Consider the following 14713-nt stretch of genomic DNA (forward strand, 5'->3'; position numbering starts at 1 on the left):
ACGAGTCCGACCCGACCGGCTGTTGCTTCAGGCTGCGCGGCGAACCGGCGCGCCAGCCAGCATGCGCCCCGAGGGGACGATCATGCCGGCCGCGCCGTCGAGCCAGCCTTCCGTCAACTCGAGCGCCAGAAAGCGCGAGCGTTCGAACGGACCCGGCATGACAAGATGGCGAGCCTTCTCGGAAAAAAAGCCGAAACGCTCGTAATAGGCAGCATCGCCGACGAGCAGGACGGCGCCATGTCCGCGCTTCTTGGCTTCGAGGATCGCCGCGCGCATCAGCGCCGAACCGATGCCCTTGCCGCCGAGATGGGGCGCAACGGCGAGCGGACCGAGCAGCAGCGCATTAATCGGCGTGCCCTCGTCATTGACGCCGGCCTCGATGTTCCAGAGCCGCACCGAGCCGATGACATGGCCGTCGCGATCGCGCGCGACCAGCGCCAGGCCTTCGGCCGGAATGCGGTTGCGGCGGATCTTTTCCGACGACTTCTTGCGGCGATCGGCGCCCATGACGCGGTCGAGCAAGGTCTCGCGGGCTACGACATCCGAGGGATTTTCGGCGTCGATGGCAAAAGTGGTAGGCGCAAAGAATGCGCGGACAGAATCAAGAACAGCGGCCATCTTGGCCTCCCGTACCCAATACCGTTATCAGCGGCGATGAAGGAAAATTGTGAATTTGCCGCCCCGGCTGGTTACGGGGCCGGCGGAAACGATCTTAGATGACGTAGGCCTTCAGCGGCTCGAAACCGTTGAAAGCGACGGCCGAATAGGTCGTCGTATAGGCGCCGGTGCCTTCGATCAGGACCTCGTCGCCGATCGAAAGGGAGATCGGCAGCGGATAGAGGTTCTTCTCGTAGAGCACGTCGGCCGAATCGCAGGTCGGGCCGGCGATGACGCAGGGCTCCATCTCGTCGCCGTCGTGATCCGTGCGGATCGGATAGCGGATGGCTTCGTCCATCGTCTCGGCGAGACCGCCGAACTTGCCGATGTCGAGGAATACCCAGCGGGCATCGTCATTGTCCGACTTCTTCGAAATCAGCACGACTTCCGCCTTGATGACGCCGGCATTGCCGACCATGCCGCGGCCCGGCTCGATGATCGTCTGCGGGATCTGGTTGCCGAAATGCGTTCGCAGTGCCTGGTAGATCGACTTGCCGTAAGCTTCTGCGGACGGAACGTCGCGCAGGTACTTGGTCGGGAAGCCGCCGCCCATGTTGACCATCTGCAGGTGGATGCCCTGCTTGGCAAGCGATACGAAGACGCGCTTGGCATCAGCAAGCGCCGAATCCCAGGCATCGACCTTGGTCATCTGCGAACCGACATGGAACGAGACGCCGTAGGACTGCAGGCCAAGCTGATGGGCGTAGACGAGAACGTCGACAGCCATCTGCGGGACGCAGCCGAACTTGCGCGACAGCGGCCATTCGGCGCCTTCGCCATCCGTCAGCACGCGGCAGAAGACACGGGCGCCGGGAGCGGCGCGCGAGATCTTCTCGACTTCCTCGTGGCTGTCGACAGCAAAGAGGCTGACGCCGAGCGCATGCGCGCGGGCAACGTCGCGTTCCTTCTTGATCGTATTGCCAAAGGAGATGCGAGCGGCTGTCGCACCGGCTTCGAGCGCCATTTCGATTTCGGCAACGGATGCGCAATCGAAATTGGAGCCGAGGCCTGCAAGCAGCTTCAGCACTTCGGGGGCCGGGTTGGCCTTGACGGCGTAGTAGATGGCGCTGTCCGGCATTGCGTGACGGAAAGCGTGGAAATTGTCACTGATGACGTCGAGGTCAACCACGAGGCAGGGACCGTCGGGACGTCGGGTTGCGAGAAAGTCGCGGATGCGCTGGGTGGTCATATCGATTCCCTCTTCCAGTTCCAGAGCTCCGGCATGAACCGGAGGACAAAGGGCATACGAGAACCCGCATTGGAACCAGCCGGTGGAGACCCCGGAACCATAGCAAGCGCTCGATGCGCAGATAGTGAACCAACGCCGCCATGCGGTGTAAGTTCGGCTTTGTCTGCCATGGATTGGAGGGAGAATCCCAACCGCACTTCCGGCAATGATGGTGTGCCTCTTCAGTAACCCCCGCTGATGGAAAGCAGGGAGAGAACAAAAAGGCCCGCACCGTCGTTGCTTCAGGCGTCCTCGCATTTTCCGGTTGGCCGGAATAGCGACTGGAGGGGTTAATTCCAGGTACCTTACCGATTTCCTCACCAATTCGAGGGTTCGGCGGACACCCATGGGCACGTGCGACTTTGGGCTGATGTGGAAATAAGAATATTCGCCTTCATAATCAAGCGATTTTTTGATCGCGGGGCCAAAAAAATAATTGAACAAAACGAGCCGATTTGTTCAACATTCCGAAACAGCGTAAGGGACGTCCATGGATACCTTGACTCGCATACGTGCTTTCATCGATGTCGTCGAAGCCGAAGGCTTTTCCGCCGCCGCGCGGCGCACCGGCCGCTCCAAGGCGCTGCTCTCCAAATATGTGCGCGAGTTGGAGGATGAGCTCGGCGCGCTGCTCCTCAACCGCACCACCCGGCAGTTCTCCATGACCGAGGCCGGCCATACCTATTACCGCACCGCCTCCGATATCCTCAAGGAGATCGACAACCTCGCCGATCTCGTGCGCGAAAACAATGCGCAACTCAAAGGACGGCTTCGCATCTCAGTGCCGCGCACCTTCGTCGATGCCGATGTTGGCCAGTCGCTGATCGATTTTGCCAAGGAGAATCCGGACCTTTCGCTGGAGATCGCCGCCGACGACCGGTTTGTCGATCTGATCGAGGAAGGCTTCGACGTGGCGATCCGCATCACCAAGCTCGAGGATTCCGGCATGATCGCCCGCAAGATCTCCGATTTCCGGATCCATCTTTGCGCCACGCCGGAATTTCTCGAGCGCTATCCCAACATCGAGCATCCCACCGATATTTCCAACGTCCCCTTCATCGTCGATACCAATGCGCGCACCCAGGCGAGCATCCGCTTCCACAACCCCGACAACACCTCGTTCGCCGTCGCCGTTTCCGGGCCGATAGAGGTCAACAGTCCGCATGCGACATTGCGCGCCGCGCTCACCGGCATCGGTATTGCCTTCATCCCGGATTTCATCGCTCGCAAGCCAATCGAGAGCGGTGAACTGGTCACACTGTTCAATGACTATATCCCGACCGACCGCGGCATCTATGCCGTATATCCGCACCGCCGCTACCTGCCGGCCAAGGTGAGGATCTTCGTCGACTACCTCAACAACTGGTTCAAGAAACATCCGTAGCGCCGCCCTTGCGGATGCGACATCGCGACCGGCGGCTATCTGAATCCAGTAGGGAATCCGGTCCCAATTCCGTCCCAATTTCTGGCAAGAAGTCAGGGTCACCGAACAGGGCAGCGGGATAGATGAGATATTCGACGATACTGATGGCCGCGCTTGCTTCACTGGCGCCGGCCGCCGCCCTTGCCCATCCACACATCTTCGTGGAGGCCCGCCTCGAGGTCGTGGCCGACAAGGATGGCAACATCGAGGAACTGCGCAACGTCTGGCGCTTCGACGAAGTCTTCTCTTCCTCAGTGGTCATGGATTTCGACAAGAACACCGACCTGAAGCTGGAGCCGAACGAACTCGCGGCGGTCGGGAAAACGGTGAAGCAGTCGCTTTCCGAATACGATTATTACATGAACCTGACCATCAACGGGAAGAACATCACCGTTCAAAAGCCCGACATCATCCATGTCGACTATAAGGACGGCCAGCTCCTGATGTTCTTCGCGGTCAAGCCGGCGGAGAAGATGCCGCTTAAGGGCAGGCTCACCTTTGGCGTCTACGACCCGACGCTCTACACCTCAATCGACTTTCCCACCGACGACGAACTGGCAATCGTCGGCGACGGCTTCAAGGCCTGCAAGCGTCAGGTGGTGCGACCCGATGCCGACCAGGTGATCTCGCAGAACAAGCAGTCGCTGACGGACGCCTTCTTCAATGATCCCACCGGCACCAACATGTCCAAGCTCTTCGCCACCCGGCTGGAGGTCACATGCTGACAAAACGCCTGCCCTTCATCTTTTCCGCCGCTGCCTTGACGCTCCTGACAGCGGCAAGCCTTGTCCATGCGCAATCGCCGCTCGGCATCGGCACGGCGGAGCCGAGCTTTCAGCCGACCGGCGGGCCGCTCGCACCGCTCTTGCTCTATGTGAACTATGAGCAGCAGGCCTTCTACCGGGCGCTGACCGGCGCATTAAAGGGCATGCGCCAAGACCCGTGGCAGCTAACATCGCTGATCGGCCTCTCCTTCGCCTATGGCGTCTTCCATGCCGCTGGCCCCGGCCACGGCAAGGCGGTCATCTCCTCCTACATGATCGCCAACGAGATCGAGCTGAAACGCGGCGTGGTGATTTCCTTCATTTCGGCTTTCGTCCAGGGCGTGGTGGCAGTGGCGCTGGTTGGCGGCGCCTGGCTGGTGCTGCGCGGCACCGGCATCACATTGACGGCGGCGACCCATGCGATGGAGATCGCAAGCTTCGTCATGGTCATCCTCTTCGGCGGCTGGCTGCTATTTCGCAAACTGCGCTCGATGGCGGGCAACATGCCGCGCCGCCGTCTGGTGGCGACGCCAGCCGGTCCGGTCAGCATAATGCTCGATTGGAAGGACAATGCAGCCGAACGCCAGGCCTATGCCTTCAACGGCAAGGCGCAGCCTGTCGACGCGGGCCATACCTTCGTTCCCGGCATGGCCTGCGAAACCTGCGGCAATGCCCATGTGCCTGATCCGGCCCTGCTCGCCGGCGACAGGTTCAGCGCCCGCGAGGCCTGGTCGGCGATTGTCGCCGTCGGTCTTCGCCCCTGCTCCGGCGCATTGCTGGTGATGACCTTCTCGATGCTGAACGGGCTCTATCTCGGCGGCGTGCTGTCGGTCGCCGCCATGTCGCTAGGCACGGCGATTACCGTTTCGCTGCTTGCCACGCTTGCAGTAACCGCCAAGAGTGCCGCTGTGCGCCTCTCCGGGCGCGGCTCGACCGCCTCGATCTGGATCGGCAATGCCATCGAAATCCTCGGCGCCGTGCTCGTCATGCTGATGGGCGCCCTGCTGCTCGCGGCATCGCTGCAGGGATAGGCCTACTTTCCCCTGCTCCGCTGATAGCGCGCTCGTAGCCAGAAGACCGCGAAAAACGCCAGGATCAGGCAGGCGCCGACTGCGATGCCGAGCGTCGGCGAGAAATTGCCGATCCACAGAACGATGCTTGGCAGGAAATATATGACCAGGCCGGCGCCGAACAGGATGGCGGCGGCGGCAATGGCCTGCGAGCGGCTCTCCGGGCTCACGCGAGCCTTTCCTTTTCCAGATCGGCACGAATATCCTGCAGGCGGCGGATCTGGTTGCCGGCCGCGTCGAAATTTTCCGGCGAAAGCCAGGTTTCGAAGGCATCGTTGATCAGCGGCCATTCCGTGTCGATCATCGAGAACCAGGCAGTGTCACGGTTGCGACGCTTGGAGATCATGTGCTGGCGGAAGACCCCTTCGAAGCTGAAGCCGTAACGGGCGGCCGTCGTCTTGCTCGCCTCGTTGTTATTGTCGCATTTCCATTCGTAGCGGCGGTAGCCGAGATTCTCGAAGACATGCTTGGCCATCAGATAATGCACTTCGGTCGACAGCGGCGAACGCTTCATCTCAGGCCCATGCGCTACCCCGCCGATTTCGACCACGCCGTTTGCCGGGTCGGCGCGCATGTAGTTCGCCATCCCCAGAATCTTGCCGGTGGCATTGTCGCGGAAGATATGGGTGAGCCAGCCGGACTTGGTATAGACGGTTTCCAGCCAGTTAGCGAAATCCTCGATACCGGAAAAGTCGTCTTGAGCAAAATAGAGAAGCAACGGGTTGATGCCCATGCCGCCAAGCCCGTCCCACAGCGCTTCGAGATGTTCGGCGCGCCGATAGGGTTCGACGGTGACGAAACGGCCCTTCAGTGTGACCGGCTTCGGCGCCGGACAGCCCTTGAAATTTGCAAGATCGCGCATGTTCACTCCCCTTTATCCGAAGAGTGGATAGGCCAGCCGCCCGACAAAGGCAACCGGCCGACTTGTTACTGTGACCCAATCACTGGGACCCCATCACCGGGACCCCATCACTGGGACAAGGTAACCTTGGCGGAGGCGACCGTCGCCTCGATATGATCGACCAACTGGTCGGCAAGGCCGAGCCTGCCGGCAAGCAGATCGAGATAACCGCGTTCGGCGCGCGAATCCGGCTCGATGGTGAGCCGCGAGGCGGTGTAGAGTTCGACGCGCTGTTCTTCCGTCGTCGCGGCGGCCACCAGCGCATCGATATCGGTCGGCGACGCAAGTTCGCGCTCGATAAAGGCGGCGGCTTCGCCGCTGACATCGGCAGCCTTGACCTTGTCCATGATCAGGGCGCGTTCGGCATCGTCGATATGGCCGTCGGCCTTGGCCGCGGCGATCATCGCGCGGATCAGCACCAGCACGAATTCATTGCTGCCGGCTGGTGACGTCGGCCCGAAACCGGATTCGACAGGCGGCGGCAGGAGAACCGGATTGTTTGCCGAGGGTGCATCCGAAGGGGCTGCGGGCGCTTGCCCCGCCTGGTAATTCTTGTAGGCCTGATAGCCGAGGCCGGCAATGGCGGCAAGCCCGCCGATCGCCAGTGCATTGCCGGCAATACCGCGGCCGGTCTTGGTGCCGAGAAGCGCGGCGGCGATCGCACCGGTCGCCAGCGGGTTGTTCCTGGCCGTCTGGACCGCATCACCCGCCCTGTCGCGGACCGAACCGCCGAGACCCGGCACCTGCGAACCCAAGAACTGGTCGAGAAGCTTCCTTGCGTCGAACATTCCTCGTCATCTCCCTGTTTGAGGCTGGAAGCGTACATAGGTTTGCGACGGCTGGAATACAAATATGGGGTTGAGCGGGGTTGTAGCGTGACGCTCCCCGCCGCCTACCGACCTCAGGCCTTCAGCGCCGCCGCTTCTGCCGCGAGCTTGGTGATCCCCGCCCAGTCGCCGGCTGCGACCAGCTCCTTCGGCGCCACCCAGGAGCCGCCGACGCAGATGACGTTCGGCAGCGAGAGATAGTCATTGGCGTTCTTCAGCGAAATGCCGCCGGTCGGGCAGAACAGCGTGCCGGCAAGCGGCGAAGAGAGCGCTTTCAGCAAGGCCGCGCCTCCGGCCTGCTCCGCCGGGAAGAACTTCAGCACCTGGTAGCCTTCTTCGCGTAACGCCATGACTTCGCTGGCGGTCGCAGCGCCGGGAAGCAGCGGCACATCGGAATCGGCAGCGGCATCAAGCAGTTCCTGCGTCGTGCCCGGGCTGACGATGAATTTCGAACCGGCCTCGACGGCGGCTTCCCAATGAGCGGCATTGAGGATCGTGCCGGCGCCGACTTCGGCGCCCTCGACCTCAGCGGCGACGGCGCGTACGGCCTCGAGTGCCGCCGGCGTGCGCATGGTGATCTCGATCGCCTTCAGACCGCCCGCAACGAGCGCGCGGGCCAGCGACACCGCCGATTTCACATCGTCGACGATCAAGACCGGAACGACAGGCTGGAGTTTCAGGATGGAAAGGAGCTTCTCTGTTTTCTCGCCCATGGTCGCGCGACCTCCTTGAAACGATTGAATTCGTCCCCGAATAACGCCCCCGTCGAACCTTGTCGAGATAAAACCAGACCACATGACAAGATGGGTAGGAAATGCGTGGAAATTGGTCTACCGTGCCGCAATCGTCACAAAAGGTTCACCGATATGGCGAAAGAGATCGAGCGGAAGTTTCTCGTACGCAGCGATGGATGGCGTTCCGCCGTCGAGACGAAGTCTGTCCTGAAGCAGGGTTATATCGCCTCGATGGACGATCGTTCCGTCCGCGTGCGTATCCTCGACGAAAGGAAGGCGAAACTGACGATCAAGATCGGCCGCAGCGCCATCACCCGCGACGAATTCGAATACGACATCCCAATCGCCGATGCCAAAGAGCTTTTGCAGAACGCCATCGGCATCGTCATCGAGAAGACGCGCTACCGGGTTCCGCACGAAGGCTTCGTCTGGGAGGTCGATGTCTTTGCCGGCGAGCATCGTGGGCTGGTGATCGCCGAGGTGGAGATGACGGCGGAAACCGACGATCCGGCTCTGCCCGCCTGGCTCGGCCGCGAAGTGACCGGCGATTCCCGCTATTCCAACCAGGCCCTCGCCACAGAATATGGGCACGACAGGCATGGGCTATCGCATTCGGCCTGACGCCGATTTTACCGACGAGTTCCGCAGCGTCGCGACTGAGCAATTGGAACGCGCCGTCATGATTCTGGAGGAGCGGCCGGACGGCGCACATAAGGCGATCCATTCCTTCCGCAAGAATCTGAAACGATTGCGTTCGCTCTACCGCCTCGTGGCTCGCAAGGTGCCGGATTTTCAGAGCCTCGAAAACGCCAGGCTGCGCGATGCCGCGCAGTCGCTGTCTGCAATCCGCGACGCTGCCGCCCTCATCGGCACGGCGCAATATCTGCAGCATGCAGCCCGCGGGAACGAGGAGAGCGAGGCGCTCGTCCGTATCGTCACGATTCTCGAAGGCCGCCGTGACTGGATGGTGGAAGCCGAAAGCGGCCTGGAACGGCGGCTGAAGGAAACCTCCGACGTCCTGAAGGAGGCGATCACCGCCCTGGATGCAGTCTCCTTTGATGGCGGCCACCGCAAGAATGCCCGCATGCTGGCAAAGAGCTGGCGCCGCACCGCTGGGAAGGCCAAGGCAGCACTCGCAGCTTGCCACGGCGAGGCATCGGCCGACGATTTCCACGATCTGCGCAAACGCACCTACGACTATCAGCTTTATCACGGCCTTTTGCGCGACGTCTGGCCCGGCGCGATGAAGGCCAAGCGCGATGCGGCCAAGGAGCTCGCCGAGGATCTCGGCCACATTCACGATCTTGCCGTGCTCTCCGAACTGGTCGAGGCCGAGCCGCAGCTCTTCCCCCGCAATGACGACCTCGCCCATCTGCTCGACGCCATCATCTTTCGCCAGCAGGAGGACCGGCGACAAGCGCTTCTCAAAGCCAAAACCGTCTTCGCCGACGATCCCGACGAGGAAGCGCAACGCATCGAGCTTCTCTGGCTGACGGCCGACGGTTGAGAGGCTACGCCGGCGCATCTGAAATTTCCCAAGGTAAATCTATTGACCTCGACCAATCTTGAGGTCCTAGCCTCCGTTGGTCAAACAAGCAGAGCCCTGACCCGTGAGGAAGAAATGACCGCCGAAAACGCCGCGATGCCAATGGTGCTCGGACTCTACGAGACCCATCTGACCGTTGCCGATCTCAAGACCTCCACCGATTTCTACCGCGATGTCGTCGGGCTCAAACCGGCGGCCTCATTCGAGGAGCGCAAAGTGGCTTTCCTCTGGGTAGACGACAGGAAGACCGGTATGCTTGGCCTCTGGGAAACCGGAACCGGCCCCCTGAAGATGCGGCTGCATATCGCCTTCCGCATGACCGCCGACGGCGTGCTGCAGGCGCCCGCCATACTCAAGGCAAAAGGTGTTGAGCCACTCGGCTTTACTGGTGAACCGGTGACGGAGCCGGTGGTTCTCGGGTGGATGCCGGCGCTGTCGATCTACTTCAAGGATCCGGACGGACACTCGATCGAGTTCATCAGCCTTCTCGACGACATCCCCGACCGAAGCTTCGGCGTGCGGCCGTTTTCCGAATGGCAGGCACGAGCATAGTCGTTCGACCGCCAAGGCCGCCAACCGGCGAAGGCAATTGCGCGAGCCGCCGATTTTCTGTATTTCCGCTCGATGACCGACAGCCTCACACCCATCAGCCCGTTCCTCGTGGCCGCACTCTACCATTTCGTTTCCGTGCCGCGCTTTGCCAGCCTGCACGGCCCGCTGCAGACGCTTTGCGAGGAGAACGGCGTCAAGGGGACGCTGCTTGTGGCGCATGAGGGTATCAATGGGACGATCGCCGGCCCGGATGCCGGCATTTACGCCGTGCTTTCATTCCTGCGCGCCCAGCCGGAATTTTCAAGCCTGGAGCATAAGGAAAGCCGCGCCTTGAAAATGCCTTTCCTGCGCATGAAGGTGAAGCTGAAAAAGGAAATCGTCACCATGGGCGTCGAGGACATCGACCCCAACAAGGTGGTCGGCACCTATGTCGCGGCGAAGGACTGGAACGCGCTGATTTCCGATCCCGATACGATCGTCATCGACACCCGCAACGACTACGAAACGGCAATCGGCACCTTTCGCGGCGCGCTCGACCCGAAGACCAAGACTTTCCGCGAATTTCCCGATTGGGTGCGCGACAATCCCGGCCTGCACAACAAGCCGAAGGTCGCCATGTACTGCACCGGCGGCATACGCTGCGAGAAGGCAACCGCCTTCATGAAGGCTGAGGGCTTCGACGAGGTTTATCATCTGAAGGGCGGCATTCTGAAATATCTCGAGGAAGTGCCGCAGGAGGAAAGTCTCTGGGATGGCGCCTGCTTCGTCTTCGACGAACGCGTGTCCGTCGAGCATGGGCTGCAGCAAGGCGAACACAGGCTATGCCACGCCTGCCGCAACCCGATCACTTCAGAGGAAGTCACCTCGCCGCACTACGAGGAAGGCGTTTCCTGCAGCCACTGCTACAACACGCGGACGGAAGAAGACCGGCTGCGTTATCGTCAGCGGCAGCACCAGATCGCCCTCGCACGAAAGCGCGGCCAGCGGCATATCGGCAGCTGAGCCGATATTCAGGGGATCAGCCTCGCTGCCTGAGGGAGGCGTTGCCGGTCAGGCTGCGCCGATACGGCGCCGGGCCGCCGGCTCCGCTGCGCGTCGCTCGTTCAGCATCTCGGTGATAAGCTCGGCCGTCACCGGCTTTCCGAACAGATAGCCCTGCAGGCAATCGCAGCCGAAGAGGCGCATGGCGATTGCCTGCTCCTCGGTCTCGATGCCTTCGGCCGTCACCGGAATGTCGAGCGAGCGGGCAAGCGCCACCGTCGCCTGCAGCATCTCGCGCTGGCGTTTGTCCTCGTTGACACCCATGACCAGCGAGCGGTCGATCTTGATCCGGTCGAAACCGAACTGCCTGAGATAACCGATCGAGGAGAAACCGGAGCCGAAATCGTCGAGCGCCACTTTGACCCCCAGCGCCTTCAGCCGGTCGATCGACTGGCGGGTACGCTGCGGATTCTGAATCATGTAGCCTTCGGTGATCTCGAGCGTAATACGGCCGGCCTCGATTTCCGTTTGTTTCAGCACGTAGCGCACATAGTCGGCAAAGGCGGGATTGCGGAACTGGCCGGGCGAGACGTTGACCGAGACGTTGAGTTCCGGCCATTGCTTGGCTGTCTCGCAGGCCTTTCGCAGCACGAACAGGCCGAGCGATTCGATGAGACCGCTGGTCTCGGCGATCGGGATGAATACCTCTGGTGAAACAGGCCCGTGACCCGGACGGTTCCAGCGCACCAGTGCTTCGACACCGGTCGGCGCATGGGAGACCGCATCGATCAATGGCTGGTAGGCCAGCGTCAGGTCGCCGCTCTCGATGGCCATCCGGAGATCGAGTTCCAGCGCATTGCGCTGCTCTCGATCCGCATCCATCGACGGATCGTAGAGCATCATCCGCGCGCGGCCGGCCTCCTTCGCCTTGTACATGGCAAGGTCGGAGCGGCGCACCAGTTCTTCACGCTCGATCATGCCGCAAGGCGACATGGCGATGCCGATGCTTGCGCCGACGACGACAACGCGGCGACCGATCTCCAGCGGCTCGACAAGAAAATCGAGGATCTGCTCGGCAAGCTGCAGTGCGGCGGCATTCTCGCTGTCGGAGAGAAAGGCGATCGCAAATTCATCGCCGCCGATCCGGGCGAGAACTGCGCCTTGCGGAATGAGCACGTCGAGACCGGCCGCAACCGCGCGGATCAACTGGTCGCCAGTGCCGTGGCCATAACTGTCATTGACCTCCTTGAAGCCATCGAGGTCGAGATAGAGGAGCAGCACGTTGCGCTTGGACTGGCGCGCCTCGACGACGAAGCGGTCGACGGCAAGCCCGAGACCATCTCGATTGGAAAGACCGCTCAGCCGGTCACGCAGCGCCTCCTCGCGGGCGCTGTTTTCCTCGGCCTTCAGCCGGCGGCCGGCAAGCCAGCCGATGACCAGCAACACCACGAAGAACAGACCGACGAGGCCGAGCGCCTGCAGGACCATCGGCCGCACCTGTGCGTAGCCGACATCACCCGGTGAACGCGAGGTCCAGACGAGTTTTTTGAGCGTTCCCCCGGCCGGATCGACGATCGGTACGAAATAATCGGCCTCGAAGCTCGCCGACGCCAGCTTCAGCCCGCCGATGACATAGGTCTGGCCGAGCGCCGCCACCCGGTCATTGTCGAGATGGCGGGCAAAAACGAGATAGCGGTGTTGGCCGGCGGGCACATCCAGCGCGCCGGATTTTTTCCGCACCAATGCGACGCTGACAGCAGCGACACCGCGTTTGGTGGTGACGAACCCGACCGCTTGGGGCGTACCGGCCGGGCCGGCCGTCTTCGCCGTCTCGAACAGGGTCCAGAGCGACGGCGCGAAGAAATCCGCGAGCGGCTCTTCCATCGGCTTGCCGTCGCGATAGGCCATGATCGGCGTCTTCCCGTCATCGATGATGATCGCCATGTCGAAAAGCGCGCTGTTGACCGACATCTCGCCGTAATTGCTCACCGTCCAGGCCATGCCATCGGGCGAATAGACGTTGACGGCGGCATCGTCCCAGGCAGCGTAATCGTCGAGTGTCGCGCCAAGCTGGTCCTCGAAAGTCTTCAACGCCCCGATCGTCGTTTCGCGCGAGCGCTCATCATCGAGGAGATTGGCATTTTCGGCCACGCGTTCAAGCGCCGTCAGCACCATGACGGTGACGATTGCGACGATGACGGCAAAGGAAAAAAGCACGCCCGTAACGGTAATGTGACGGCCTATTCCCAATCCCTTGCTCTGCGGCTTTCCGGCTGTCTGCATTACGGCTCCCTGACCGTCAGACTTTGCCAGCCAAGGGTTCAAAAACGTTTAAGCAACCGGCTGTTGCAGGTTTCGAACGATCTATTTTTCTGCCTGGATTGCCATCGCGAAATGACGGCAAGCAGCATCGACTCGCCGTGCCGCGCCGGAGAGCTTAAATGAGACGCAATAGGCTCCAAACCGGCGCCTATATCAGGCCGACGGCGCTAACCCGGCCTGTGATTGCCCTTCGGGAATTTGGCAGCAAGTTCGCGGTACCATTTGCCGCTCTGTTTTATTGTGCGTACCTGGGTCTGATAGTCGACATGGACGAGGCCGAAGCGCATGCGGTAGCCTTCGGCCCATTCGAAATTGTCCATCAGGCTCCAGGCGAAATAGCCGCGCATGGGGTAACCACCCTTGATCAGACCGGCCACCACATCGAGATGGTCACCGAGATAATCCAGACGCATCCTATCGTCGACCTCGCCGTCGACGATATCGGTGTTGTCGCAGGCGCCGTTCTCGGTGATGTAGCATTCCGGCAGTTCGTACCGGCGGTAGAGGTCCTCGATCAGGAGCTTCAATCCCGGCGCATAGATTTCCCAGCCGATATCGGTCTTGACGTCGCTTCCCGGCGGCGCTTTCACCGTCCACGGGAAATCGCCCTTGCGTTCGGCATCGTCGGTGACCCGCTCGGGCGTGTAGTAATTCAGACCCCACCAGTCGAGTTTCTGGCTGATGAGCTTCATGTCGCCGTCCTCGATGGCGGGCATGCGGTCGCCAAGCGCCTCGACGAATTCTTTCGGATATTCGCCCTTGAAGACCGGATCGAAGAAGGCGCCGTTGTGGAACTGGTGCGCCCTTTCGGCGGCTGCAAGATCGGTCGGGCTGTCGGAGCCGGGGATGATCGAAGCGGCGTTGAGCACAAGCCCGACGGGCACATCGGGGGCTTCCGAGCGGATCGCCTCGACGCCGAGGCCGTGGGCGAGGTTCATATAATGCATGGCGTGAAGGGCGGCCTGCATATCGCGTTCGCCCGGAGCATGGATGCCGTAGAGGTGGCTCAGCCAGACGATGCACCAGGGCTCGTTGAAGGTCGCGACCTTATCGAGGCGATCGCCAAGGCGGTTCATCACCGTCTTGGCATAGCGCTGAAACGCATAGGCGGTCGAGCGCGCCGTCCAGCCGCCGTCGCCGGCGAGCAGCAACGGCAGATCCCAGTGGTAGAGCGTCGCGTAGGTCTTGATCCCCCGCGCCTTGCAGCCGTCGACCAGCCGATCGTAGAAATCGAGACCGGCCTCATTCACCGGACCCGTGCCGTCGGGGATAATGCGCGGCCAGGCGATCGAGAAGCGATAGGCTTCGACGCCCATCTCCTTGATGAGATCGAGGTCCTGCTCCAGTCGGTTATAGTGGTCGCAGGCGACGTCGCCATTGTCGCGATGATAGACGCGGCCGGGCATATTGCAAAAGGCATCCCAGATCGATGGCTTGCGGCCGTCGGCCTTGCTGGCCCCTTCGATCTGGAAGGCGGCGGTGGCGACGCCGAAGGTGAAGTCGCCGGGGAAGCGCTGTGCGAGTTTCTGCGGATCGATCATCTTAAAATCCTATCTCTAGGTTGGCCGTTTGCGCGGGATTTAGCCAAGCGTGAAGGCAAAGTACAGGCTGGCAGCGAGAAAAACTGCAACGTTGCAGGAAGTCCCCTCTTCCCGTCTGCCCGCACTCATAACGGCAATGTCAGCAGGCGTGACTTGCTGTTGAGGCC

General features: G+C 61.5%; 15 protein-coding genes. 7 read left to right on the plus strand and 8 right to left on the minus strand.

The window, feature by feature from the left end:
- Nucleotides 1-27: 27 nt before the first annotated feature.
- Both J3O30_RS19425 and odc2 read right to left on the minus strand, forming a co-directional pair.
- Nucleotides 28-618 (minus strand): N-acetyltransferase, encoded by a 591-nt coding sequence (locus tag J3O30_RS19425; protein WP_207581825.1) that lies wholly within the window; start codon nucleotides 616-618, stop codon nucleotides 28-30.
- A 94-nt stretch (nucleotides 619-712) separates the two neighbouring features.
- Nucleotides 713-1846 (minus strand): ornithine/lysine decarboxylase, encoded by a 1134-nt coding sequence (gene odc2 / locus J3O30_RS19430; RefSeq protein ID WP_207581826.1) that lies wholly within the window; start codon nucleotides 1844-1846, stop codon nucleotides 713-715.
- A gap of 529 nt (nucleotides 1847-2375) precedes the next feature.
- Here odc2 and J3O30_RS19435 point away from each other — a divergent pair.
- The 3 genes from J3O30_RS19435 to J3O30_RS19445 all read left to right on the plus strand — a co-directional run bounded on the left by J3O30_RS19435 (nucleotide 2376) and on the right by J3O30_RS19445 (nucleotide 5103).
- Nucleotides 2376-3269, plus strand: coding sequence for a LysR family transcriptional regulator (locus J3O30_RS19435; RefSeq protein WP_207581827.1), 894 nt, complete (start codon nucleotides 2376-2378; stop codon nucleotides 3267-3269).
- A gap of 122 nt (nucleotides 3270-3391) precedes the next feature.
- Entirely contained in the window at nucleotides 3392-4033 is a 642-nt protein-coding gene (locus J3O30_RS19440) for a DUF1007 family protein (protein WP_207581828.1), read from the plus strand.
- On the plus strand, nucleotides 4027-5103 hold the full coding sequence (locus J3O30_RS19445) for a nickel/cobalt transporter (RefSeq protein WP_207581829.1): 1077 nt from the start codon (nucleotides 4027-4029) through the stop codon (nucleotides 5101-5103). Before J3O30_RS19440 ends, J3O30_RS19445 begins: the two co-directional genes overlap by 7 nt.
- A 2-nt stretch (nucleotides 5104-5105) precedes the next feature.
- On the opposite strand, the gene J3O30_RS19450 is transcribed toward J3O30_RS19445, so the two are convergent.
- The 4 genes from J3O30_RS19450 to J3O30_RS19465 form a co-directional block, all read right to left on the minus strand.
- Nucleotides 5106-5312, minus strand: a complete 207-nt coding sequence (locus J3O30_RS19450; RefSeq protein WP_207581830.1) for a hypothetical protein — start codon at nucleotides 5310-5312, stop codon at nucleotides 5106-5108.
- Nucleotides 5309-6004, minus strand: coding sequence for a GNAT family protein (locus tag J3O30_RS19455; protein ID WP_207581831.1), 696 nt, complete (start codon nucleotides 6002-6004; stop codon nucleotides 5309-5311). The genes J3O30_RS19450 and J3O30_RS19455 overlap by 4 nt, the downstream gene beginning before the upstream one ends.
- Before the next feature lie 107 nt (nucleotides 6005-6111).
- On the minus strand, nucleotides 6112-6831 hold the full coding sequence (locus J3O30_RS19460) for a tellurite resistance TerB family protein (RefSeq protein WP_207581832.1): 720 nt from the start codon (nucleotides 6829-6831) through the stop codon (nucleotides 6112-6114).
- A gap of 113 nt (nucleotides 6832-6944) precedes the next feature.
- A complete protein-coding gene (locus J3O30_RS19465; protein WP_207581833.1) occupies nucleotides 6945-7583 on the minus strand; it encodes a 2-dehydro-3-deoxy-phosphogluconate aldolase in 639 nt (212 codons plus the stop codon).
- A 153-nt stretch (nucleotides 7584-7736) separates the two neighbouring features.
- On the opposite strand from J3O30_RS19465, the gene J3O30_RS19470 reads away from it, so the two are divergent.
- From J3O30_RS19470 to J3O30_RS19485, 4 genes are all read left to right on the plus strand, one after another.
- Nucleotides 7737-8225, plus strand: coding sequence for a CYTH domain-containing protein (locus J3O30_RS19470; protein ID WP_207581834.1), 489 nt, complete (start codon nucleotides 7737-7739; stop codon nucleotides 8223-8225).
- Entirely contained in the window at nucleotides 8203-9111 is a 909-nt protein-coding gene (locus J3O30_RS19475) for a CHAD domain-containing protein (RefSeq protein WP_207581835.1), read from the plus strand. The genes J3O30_RS19470 and J3O30_RS19475 overlap by 23 nt, the downstream gene beginning before the upstream one ends.
- 114 nt (nucleotides 9112-9225) lie before the next feature.
- Nucleotides 9226-9702 carry a VOC family protein gene (locus J3O30_RS19480; RefSeq protein ID WP_207581836.1) on the plus strand — a complete coding sequence of 159 codons (477 nt, stop codon included), beginning with the start codon at nucleotides 9226-9228 and terminating at the stop codon, nucleotides 9700-9702.
- Nucleotides 9703-9774: 72 nt separating this feature from the next.
- Complete coding sequence (locus tag J3O30_RS19485; RefSeq protein WP_207581837.1) at nucleotides 9775-10704, plus strand: rhodanese-related sulfurtransferase; 930 nt, start codon at nucleotides 9775-9777, stop codon at nucleotides 10702-10704.
- 48 nt (nucleotides 10705-10752) lie between these two features.
- On the opposite strand, the gene J3O30_RS19490 is transcribed toward J3O30_RS19485, so the two are convergent.
- Together J3O30_RS19490 and J3O30_RS19495 are read right to left on the minus strand one after the other, a co-directional pair.
- Entirely contained in the window at nucleotides 10753-12966 is a 2214-nt protein-coding gene (locus J3O30_RS19490) for a bifunctional diguanylate cyclase/phosphodiesterase (RefSeq protein WP_207581838.1), read from the minus strand.
- Nucleotides 12967-13172: 206 nt separating this feature from the next.
- The gene (locus tag J3O30_RS19495; RefSeq protein WP_207581839.1) at nucleotides 13173-14546 is read right to left on the minus strand and encodes a GH1 family beta-glucosidase; all 1374 of its coding nucleotides are present in this window, start codon (nucleotides 14544-14546) and stop codon (nucleotides 13173-13175) included.
- Nucleotides 14547-14713 lie beyond the last annotated feature (167 nt).

Source organism: Rhizobium sp. NZLR1 (assembly GCF_017357385.1).
Taxonomy (GTDB): domain Bacteria; phylum Pseudomonadota; class Alphaproteobacteria; order Rhizobiales; family Rhizobiaceae; genus Rhizobium.

What these genes read in the sequence shown, in the direction of transcription:
- J3O30_RS19425 (WP_207581825.1), bottom strand. Translation starts at nt 618, where the DNA reads ATGGCCGCTGTTCTTGATTCTGTCCGCGCATTCTTTGCGCCTACCACT.
- odc2 (WP_207581826.1), bottom strand. Translation starts at nt 1,846, where the DNA reads ATGACCACCCAGCGCATCCGCGACTTTCTCGCAACCCGACGTCCCGAC.
- J3O30_RS19435 (WP_207581827.1), top strand. Translation starts at nt 2,376, where the DNA reads ATGGATACCTTGACTCGCATACGTGCTTTCATCGATGTCGTCGAAGCC.
- J3O30_RS19440 (WP_207581828.1), top strand. Translation starts at nt 3,392, where the DNA reads ATGAGATATTCGACGATACTGATGGCCGCGCTTGCTTCACTGGCGCCG.
- J3O30_RS19445 (WP_207581829.1), top strand. Translation starts at nt 4,027, where the DNA reads ATGCTGACAAAACGCCTGCCCTTCATCTTTTCCGCCGCTGCCTTGACG.
- J3O30_RS19455 (WP_207581831.1), bottom strand. Translation starts at nt 6,004, where the DNA reads ATGCGCGATCTTGCAAATTTCAAGGGCTGTCCGGCGCCGAAGCCGGTC.
- J3O30_RS19460 (WP_207581832.1), bottom strand. Translation starts at nt 6,831, where the DNA reads ATGTTCGACGCAAGGAAGCTTCTCGACCAGTTCTTGGGTTCGCAGGTG.
- J3O30_RS19465 (WP_207581833.1), bottom strand. Translation starts at nt 7,583, where the DNA reads ATGGGCGAGAAAACAGAGAAGCTCCTTTCCATCCTGAAACTCCAGCCT.
- J3O30_RS19470 (WP_207581834.1), top strand. Translation starts at nt 7,737, where the DNA reads ATGGCGAAAGAGATCGAGCGGAAGTTTCTCGTACGCAGCGATGGATGG.
- J3O30_RS19475 (WP_207581835.1), top strand. Translation starts at nt 8,203, where the DNA reads ATGGGCTATCGCATTCGGCCTGACGCCGATTTTACCGACGAGTTCCGC.
- J3O30_RS19480 (WP_207581836.1), top strand. Translation starts at nt 9,226, where the DNA reads ATGACCGCCGAAAACGCCGCGATGCCAATGGTGCTCGGACTCTACGAG.
- J3O30_RS19485 (WP_207581837.1), top strand. Translation starts at nt 9,775, where the DNA reads ATGACCGACAGCCTCACACCCATCAGCCCGTTCCTCGTGGCCGCACTC.
- J3O30_RS19490 (WP_207581838.1), bottom strand. Translation starts at nt 12,966, where the DNA reads ATGCAGACAGCCGGAAAGCCGCAGAGCAAGGGATTGGGAATAGGCCGT.
- J3O30_RS19495 (WP_207581839.1), bottom strand. Translation starts at nt 14,546, where the DNA reads ATGATCGATCCGCAGAAACTCGCACAGCGCTTCCCCGGCGACTTCACC.